This window comes from Endozoicomonas sp. ONNA1, from assembly GCF_024606325.1.
In the GTDB taxonomy this organism is placed as follows: Bacteria; Pseudomonadota; Gammaproteobacteria; order Pseudomonadales; family Endozoicomonadaceae; genus Endozoicomonas_A.
This window is the reverse complement of sequence record NZ_JAHHPN010000701.1, coordinates 1-7931: the sequence shown is the minus strand read 5'-3', so window position 1 is coordinate 7931 and position 7931 is coordinate 1. Positions and strand designations below refer to the sequence as shown.

The following is a 7931-nucleotide window of genomic DNA, read 5'->3' as shown; positions in this document are numbered from 1 at the left end:
GACCAATTTATTGCAACCGCAGTAGGACAGCCTTAAGTCCGACAGGCTGCTAGAGAAAAGAAGAAGTTGGCTACCGAATTAATGGAAAAAACCATATTGGATGCCTGTCGCGGTCACTATTTGTCTCTTAAAGTTCTGGCAGAGTTACTGAACAGATCCCCTGATCCTCTGAGACAAGGGCATTTGAACAGGATGGTGAAAAACAGGCAGCTGGAGCGAGCTTATCCTGCTGAGCCTAATTCACCCAAGCAGGCTTATACCTCGGCTGAATAATGATCTTTTACCTGCGAGCTGGAATTACAAGCAGACAGTCAGCAAAACGCCCGACAACTGCCGGGCATTCCATTTCAAAAATGATACGCAAGCGAGAACTGGACAACATTCAAATCCATGTTGGGCCGTTTGATATAAGCATTGGAGTAATGAAGCAACTTGGCGCCCAGGTCAAAACTGTTTTCAGAACCCAGGAGAATACCGGCACCCAGCATGGCTTCAAACTGTAAATGAGTGCTTTTTTCTAAAGGCTGGTCGCCTTTGTAACGAATCTGGGTGTCGCTGATCCAACCAACGCCCAGACCTGCATCGAAGTAATACCGTCCGCCGGGACTTTTGAATTGCCATACCGGAGTCATGAAAAAGCCATAGATATCATCGCCACCTTTCGAGCTATGCGAAGGGCTTGCATCCAGTTGATTATCCCAGTAAGAAACCGAGGTATCGAGAAGAAAGCGGTCATTCCATTCTAAGTTTTCGAGAAGTCCTTCGTCACTTAAATGCCATCTCAGGGCCAGACGAGTGTCCTTAACCTCTATTTTACTGGAAAGATCGGGCCCGTAGCTGAAATGAATACTTTCAGGTTGTGCGACGACCGACGTTGAAAAAACAGATAGCACCAAAGGTACTGCCGACAGAAAGGCTGCATTGTTGAGTCTCATGATCCTTATGCTCTTGTGTTTTTTAATATTTATTGAGCCCGCTACCAAAGTTTGCTTCGCAATACCCTTGCCACTCAGTGGGAGGGGGCTTCCTACTAACTTACACCAGGGAGCCAACGAATAAGACCAGATTTTTCCAACCTTGTTGTTTTTCAGCAAAGTCAGGTCGATATTGAGGCTGTTATCTCACCCGGTTTTGGACTTTTTATGACTCAAGAAATGAAGGAATCCGTGAAGTACCCGCTAATGAAGCCAGGTATGGTCAGTATCATTCGTATTCAAAGAGCTGATTCTGATGGCTTCACGAGAGTGTAACAGTGAACCATTATCATCAAATCGATCGACTTTACCTGGATCGAGATCAGGGCCGTTTTGCTTTAGCCCTTGTACACCGGAGGCGCTGAAGAACTCGTTGTTATTATAAGTATTTGCACGTATAGCTAATTTTTAGTACCTATGTACCACTAATAGTAGCAACTGAGAAAACAAGAATCTTAATGCCGGTTTTATGGGCATTGGACTGATAAACGAATTGATGAATAAGTTGTACCATGCCACCAACCCTGCTCAACAGACTAAAAGCCTCTGGCCCTCTGTCCTCGCCTGACTTTAACATTGCCGGTGTGTTGTCACAGACCGGCGTGCGGCGACTGATTATTGGCTGTGAAGTACTGCTGGTCATTCTTCTGACTCAGCAGCTGGCTCGTCTTACATGGCAAGTCCTGAAAGGTTCTGACAGCGCCACGATTCATTCTTGGCAGCCTCAATCAACGGTGGTAAATGGTCGTCAATCGGAACAGGATGCCTACCCTGCGCTGAATGACTTTCATCTGTTTGGTCAGGAGCCTGTCAAGCTGAAACAAACGGATAAAAGCGATATCGACCCCAACGCCGTTCCAAAGTCCCGCCTGTCTGCAAAAGTAACCGGTATTGTTGCCAGTTCAGTTCCTGCTGATTCCGTCGCTGTGATTCATTCCGGTGGCCGTGATCGCACTTATCGAATTGGTGAAAAGCTTCAGGGTTCCAGTGCTGAAGTGAAAGATATTTATGAAGATCGGGTGATTGTATTCAACAGGGGCAAGCTCGAAGCCTTGTTGCTTTACCCCGATGAAGCGGATCGAAAAGTAGAAAAAAGAGACAGTAGTCGTTTGGCAGAATTACGTCAACGAGTGATCTCTGATCCAGCCTCTTTTACGGATTTTGTCCAGATCAACGCGGCTCAGAAGGATGGTCAGCTGGTTGGCTATCAGTTAACCCCTGGCAAGCTTCCTGACGTTTTTCGTGAGTCAGGCCTGAAGCCTGATGATATAGCCCTGTCTATTAACGGATATGACCTGAGTGACAGCAACGACACCATGAAGCTGCTGCAGGAAATCAAGCAGCTCACCCAGCTATCGATGACCATTGAAAGAAATGGTCGTCTCTATGAAATAGAAGTCAGACTATGAGTGTTAGAGGAAAAACAGGGTTATTAATATTATTCCCTGAATCGCTTAGCGGGGCCATGGCCCGGAAATGTGTAAATCAGGATGTTATGAGACGGCTGCGCAGACAGATCTGCTCAGTGACAGCAGGAATTTTACTGGCTACAACATCTTTTTTTGCCGGTCAGACATCTGCCAATTTCCAGCAATATTCTGCCAGTTTTGAAAAGGCCGATATTGCTGAATTTGCCAGTACAGTCAGCGCCACTCTGAACAAAACCATTATTCTGGACCCCGCTGTGCGTGGCTCTGTAACGGTCCGTTCCTATGACAAACTCAATGCTGAACAATACTATCAGCTCTTTTTGAACGTTCTGGAAGTCCACGGTTTTGCCGTTATCGAACAAGAGAATAATGTCCTGAAAATTGTTCAGGACAAGAACGCAAAAATGTCGGCGATTGCACTGGCTGACAGGCAAAAGCCGGGGCAGGGTGATGAGTTTGTTACCTGGGTGCTACCGGTTCAGAACGTGCCGGTGAGAGAACTGTCTCCGTTATTGCGCCAGCTGAATGATACAGCGGGCAATGTCGTTCACTACGACCCCTCCAACATTCTTCTGATGACCGGCCGTGCAGCCAATGTGAAGCGTCTGGTTGAGATTGTCAGACGAGTGGATATGGCCGGCAACCGAAACTTCTCGGTTATTCAGCTCGAGTACGCTTCTGCTTCTGAAATGCAGCGAATTCTCACTTCCCTGCTGCAGGAAAAAGGCGGCAAGGGCAGTACTTCCCGGGTGACCGTGGTTGCTGATGATCGCAGCAATCGACTGATTGTTGCCGGCCAGACAAGACAACTGCAAAAAGTGAATCGTATTGTCTATCAACTGGATGCCGAACAGGAATCATCCGGCAATACCCGCGTCTTCTATTTGAGGTATGCCAAGGCGGAAGAACTGAAAGAAGTCATGGAAGGTGTGGGTCAAACGGTTCAGGCAGAAAAAGACAGCGGTAAGACAGTTGTTCGTAATAACCAGAAGTTCAGTATCAATGTTCATGAGCAAACCAACGCTCTGGTGGTCACCGCTCAGCCAGACATTATGAAAAGTCTGGAAAGTGTCATCAAGCAGCTTGATATTCGTCGTGCCCAGGTTCTGGTCGAAGCCATTATCGTTGAGGTAGCGGATGGCGATGGCATTAACCTCTCCTTCCAGCTAGCCAATGCTAACAGCGGCAGTATGATGCAGTTTAACGATGGCCGAACGGTTCCGATTGGCCAGATCATGGCCGGTCTGAAAGATGCTGAAGATAAGCCAGGCTCAACAGTCATCAGTGAAAATGGCAATGTCACTGTCAATCCTGATCAGCCGGGTGATTACACCAAATTATATGATGCTCTGGCCGGTGTTTCTGGTGCGGCCTTCAGTATCACATCCGGCGACTGGACAGCCCTTTTGCAGGCTGTTACCAGCTCAACAAAATCCAATGTTCTGGCGACTCCGAGCCTGATGACGCTGGATAACGAAGAGTCTTCTTTCATAGTGGGCGACGAAGTCCCTGTTATCACCGGTTCTGCCTCCAGTTCAAACAACGACAACCCTTTCCAGACCGTAGAGCGTAAGGAAGTAGGTGTGAAGATGACTGTTAAGCCCCAGATCAATGAGGGAGATTCGGTGATGCTGGATATTACTCAGGAAGTGTCTGGTGTTAATGGTACCACATCCGTCGATGTCACTTTCTCCAAACGTGAAGTGAAAACATCCATCATGGCACGCAGTGGTGACACCATTGTTATTGGCGGATTGCTGGATGAAGACGTGCAGGAAAGTGTTTCCAAAGTGCCACTGCTGGGTGACATTCCCTACATAGGTGCTCTCTTTCGCTCCACCTCCAGCGAGGTGAAAAAGCGTAACCTGATGGTCTTCCTGAGGCCCACCATCATTCGTGACGATAACATCCTGACCAGTATCAGCGGTAAGAAATACAGCTATATGCGTGCCCGACAGCTGGATCGTCGTGATCAGGGCGTTGAGCTGATGCCTGATGCAAGAACCCCGGTCCTGCCGGAATACCCCTCTAACTCCGATCTGATGAACAGAGCGCGCCAGAAACTGGATGAAGCCGATCAGAAAGAAAAAGAGAAAGAAAAAAACGACAAGAAAGACGATGACAAGGTAGCCAGTAAACAGTCGGAGAAGAGCGATGCAGAGTCCGGCGATAACAGCTGATCAGGAAACCGAAGCCTCTGCTCAGGAAGCGGCACAAGATCTCCCTGCGGGTGTTCTGGAGCTGCCCTTTGCCTTTGCCCGTAACTTCGGTGTCCTGCTGGAAAGAGAGCAGCAGGGTAATTTCTGTTTGTACGTCAATGGTCAATCTTCCAGAGCCGCTATTACTGAAGTTCGTCGCTTTGTTGCAGGCCCGATTGACATCAAATCCCTGTCTGAGGGTGACTTTGAGGCGAGACTGTCGAGCTATTATCAAAAAGACTCATCGGCTGCCCGTCAGCTGATGAATGATATTGGCAATGATGAAGAGCTTCACTCTCTGGCAGAGGAATTGCCTGACAACGAAGACCTTCTGGATGCCGACGATGGTGCCCCGATCATTCGAATGATCAACGCCATGTTGGGCGAGGCGATCAAGGAAGGGGCCTCCGATATTCATATCGAAACCTTCGAAAACTGTCTGGTGATTCGCTTCCGTGTCGATGGTGTTTTGAGAGAAATCCTTCGACCCCAGCGCAAGCTGGCGGCATTGCTGGTATCCCGTATCAAGGTTATGGCCAAACTGGATATTGCCGAGAAGCGGGTTCCTCAGGATGGTCGTATTTCCCTGCGACTGGGTGGTCGTGCCGTCGATGTCCGGGTATCGACACTGCCTTCTCGTCATGGTGAGCGAATCGTATTGCGTTTGCTGGATCGCAACAGTGTCCGCATGGATATGTCCAGTTTAGGTATGACGCCCGATATTCATCAGCATATCAGTGAAGCTCTGCATAAACCTCACGGTATTCTGCTGGTCACAGGCCCGACCGGTTCCGGTAAGAGTACGACACTGTACGCTGGTCTGACAGAAATCAACGACACCGAACGTAATATTCTCACTGTTGAAGATCCTGTGGAATACGATCTCGAAGGCGTGGGTCAGACACAGGTCAACCCCAAGGTCGATATGACCTTTGCCCGGGGGCTGCGTGCCATCCTGCGTCAGGACCCGGACGTGGTGATGGTGGGTGAGATTCGTGATCTCGAAACCGCAGAAATTTCTATTCAGGCCTCCCTGACCGGTCACCTGGTGCTGAGTACCCTGCACACCAATACGGCTATCGGTGCTGTCACACGCCTGAGGGATATGGGCATTGAACCTTTCCTTCTGTCATCCAGTCTTTTGGGCGTTTTGGCCCAGCGTCTGGTTCGTACCCTCTGTCCTTCCTGCAAAGTAGCGCGAGAGCCAACGCCTCATGAGCGAAAGCTGTTGGGAATAGACGACTCTGACAGCAGACCCGTTCACGAAGCCAGCCCTGAAGGTTGTTCCGAATGTCATGGTGGTGGCTACAAAGGCCGAACCGGCATTCATGAGTTATTTCTGGTCAACGATGAAGTCCGCCGTATGATTCATGAAGGTGCCGGTGAACAGGCTTTGGAAGATGTGATTCGCAGGATCAGTCCCAGTATCCAGAAAGATGGCTTCCGTAAAGTTCTTGCGGGTATGACTTCCATTGAAGAAGTACTGCGGGTGACCAGGGAGGAATAATGGGCGTATTTGCTTATGAAGCCCTGGATAAAAAGGGTAAAAAACGCAAAGGGGTGCTTGAGGCTGATTCTGCCCGCCAGCTTCGTCAGCAGTTGCGTTTGGAAGGTCTGGCTCCGGTGGCCATTACTGAATCCGAACAAAAGAGCAGTGGCGAACGGGCGTCGTTTTCTCTGTTCGAGAAGAAAGCCAGCCCGGCTGAAGTCGCGATGTTGACTCGTCAGCTAGCGACTCTGGTAGCGGCTGCCATTCCTCTGGAAGAGTGTCTTCAGGCTCTGTCCCGTCAGGTTCAGAAATCCCACCTGAAAGCCATGATCACTACCGTAAGAGCGAAGGTACTCGAAGGACGGACGCTGGCAGAAAGTCTGGCGATTTACCCGAAAACCTTTGACACACTCTATTGTTCCATGGTGGCGGCTGGCGAAAAGTCCGGTCACCTGGATACGGTTCTGGAGCGACTGGCGGACTACACCGAACAGCGTCAGGTGATCCGGGGCAAGCTGATTCAGGCCATGATTTATCCCGCCATTCTCACCATCGTGGCGGTCTCGGTCATCGCCATTCTGCTGGCAACCGTGGTACCTACCGTAGTGGAACAGTTTGCGGATCTCGGACAGGATCTGCCAGCGATGACCCTGGCTCTGATTGCCATGAGTGATTTTGTTCGGGACTACGGCTTCGGTGTATTAGCTGGTCTTATCATGCTTTTATTCCTGAGGCAGCGCTTGCTGGTTAATCCTGAACGGAGACTGACCCATGACCGATGGATGCTGAAAATGCCCGTTATGGGCGAGGTGGGTGCCGGTGTTGATACCTCCCGTTTTGCGCGGACACTCAGTATTCTCAGTAGTAGTTCAGTGCCGCTTCTGGAGGGTATGAGAATCTCCGCCGAGGTCATGTCCAACTCTTTTATCCGGAAATCCCTTGAGCAAGCTTCGGAGCGGGTGAGGGAAGGTTCCAGCCTCTGGGTGGCGCTGGATCAGACACAACTGTTTCCGCCCATGATGCTTCACATTATTGCCAGCGGTGAAAAGTCGGGTGAGCTGGAACAGATGTTGGGCCGGGCAGCGGACAGCCAGGATCGACAGTTTGAAAACCAGGTGAACATTGCCCTGGGTGTTTTTGGACCTTTACTGATTGTCTCCATGGCGAGCATGGTGCTGTTTATCGTTATGGCGATTCTGACCCCGATGCTGGACCTTAACTCGCTGGTATCAGGTGGTTAACAGGCACCAGGGGTTTTAAGTTAAGAGTTTTTCAGAAAAAACATGAGCCTGATACAGATCGGGCCATGTGGCATTAGGAGTTAATGACCAATGACTACGAAAAAGGTAGATCGACAAAAACAGCAGGGTTTTACCCTGATCGAGATCATGGTGGTGATCGTGATTCTGGGTGTTCTGGCCAGTTTGGTGGCCCCGAATGTTCTGGGTAACAAAGAAAAGGCAGACCAGCAGAAAGCCGTCAGTGACATAGTGACGCTGGAAAACGCACTGGACATGTACAAGCTGGACAATAATCACTTCCCATCCACTCAGCAAGGGTTGAATGCTCTGGTAGAACAGCCTTCCGGCAGCCCTCAACCCAGAAATTACCGTGACAATGGCTACATCCGTCGTCTACCCCAAGACCCGTGGGGTAATGACTACCTGATGCAGTCTCCCGGTGAATTTGGTGATATCGATATCTTCTCGGCCGGACCTGATGGACAGGCGGGTTCTGACGATGACATCGGCAATTGGAACATGAGTTCCTGATGAAGCACGCTGGTTTCACCCTGCTTGAAATTATGCTGGTTCTGGTACTGCTGGGCATTGCTACCGCT

8 protein-coding genes are annotated in these 7931 nt (G+C 49.8%); 7 read left to right on the top strand and 1 reads right to left on the bottom strand.

Annotation, left to right across the window (positions count from 1 at the left end):
- Positions 1–66 precede the first annotated feature (66 nt).
- Entirely contained in the window at positions 67–273 is a 207-nt protein-coding gene (locus KDK19_RS16530; protein ID WP_257292395.1) for a hypothetical protein, read from the top strand.
- 74 nt (positions 274–347) lie between these two features.
- Here KDK19_RS16530 and KDK19_RS16525 read toward each other — a convergent pair whose 3' ends face one another.
- Positions 348–935 carry an acyloxyacyl hydrolase gene (locus KDK19_RS16525; RefSeq protein WP_257292394.1) on the bottom strand — a complete coding sequence of 196 codons (588 nt, stop codon included), beginning with the start codon at positions 933–935 and terminating at the stop codon, positions 348–350.
- A 551-nt stretch (positions 936–1486) separates the two neighbouring features.
- On the opposite strand from KDK19_RS16525, the gene gspC reads away from it, so the two are divergent.
- From gspC to KDK19_RS24455, 6 genes are all read left to right on the top strand, one after another.
- Positions 1487–2383 carry a type II secretion system protein GspC gene (gene gspC, locus KDK19_RS16520; protein ID WP_257254462.1) on the top strand — a complete coding sequence of 299 codons (897 nt, stop codon included), beginning with the start codon at positions 1487–1489 and terminating at the stop codon, positions 2381–2383.
- Between the two features lie 116 nt (positions 2384–2499).
- On the top strand, positions 2500–4584 hold the full coding sequence (gene gspD, locus KDK19_RS16515; protein WP_257280936.1) for a type II secretion system secretin GspD: 2085 nt from the start codon (positions 2500–2502) through the stop codon (positions 4582–4584).
- Positions 4559–6109: a type II secretion system ATPase GspE gene (gene gspE / locus KDK19_RS16510; RefSeq protein WP_257292393.1), complete on the top strand. Its 1551-nt coding sequence runs from the start codon at positions 4559–4561 to the stop codon at positions 6107–6109. Before gspD ends, gspE begins: the two co-directional genes overlap by 26 nt.
- A complete protein-coding gene (gene gspF, locus KDK19_RS16505; RefSeq protein WP_257292392.1) occupies positions 6109–7332 on the top strand; it encodes a type II secretion system inner membrane protein GspF in 1224 nt (407 codons plus the stop codon). The genes gspE and gspF overlap by 1 nt, the downstream gene beginning before the upstream one ends.
- 90 nt (positions 7333–7422) lie before the next feature.
- Positions 7423–7863, top strand: coding sequence for a type II secretion system major pseudopilin GspG (gene gspG, locus KDK19_RS16500; protein WP_257292391.1), 441 nt, complete (start codon positions 7423–7425; stop codon positions 7861–7863).
- A partial coding sequence (locus KDK19_RS24455; protein ID WP_368736470.1) for a prepilin-type N-terminal cleavage/methylation domain-containing protein occupies positions 7863–7931 on the top strand: 69 nt, incomplete at its 3' end. The genes gspG and KDK19_RS24455, both read left to right, overlap by 1 nt.

Bases quoted from the DNA above. Each gene is read 5' to 3' on its own strand.
- gspC (WP_257254462.1), top strand. From the start codon at position 1,487: ATGCCACCAACCCTGCTCAACAGACTAAAAGCCTCTGGCCCTCTGTCC.
- gspE (WP_257292393.1), top strand. From the start codon at position 4,559: ATGCAGAGTCCGGCGATAACAGCTGATCAGGAAACCGAAGCCTCTGCT.
- KDK19_RS16525 (WP_257292394.1), bottom strand. From the start codon at position 935: ATGAGACTCAACAATGCAGCCTTTCTGTCGGCAGTACCTTTGGTGCTA.
- gspF (WP_257292392.1), top strand. From the start codon at position 6,109: ATGGGCGTATTTGCTTATGAAGCCCTGGATAAAAAGGGTAAAAAACGC.
- gspG (WP_257292391.1), top strand. From the start codon at position 7,423: ATGACTACGAAAAAGGTAGATCGACAAAAACAGCAGGGTTTTACCCTG.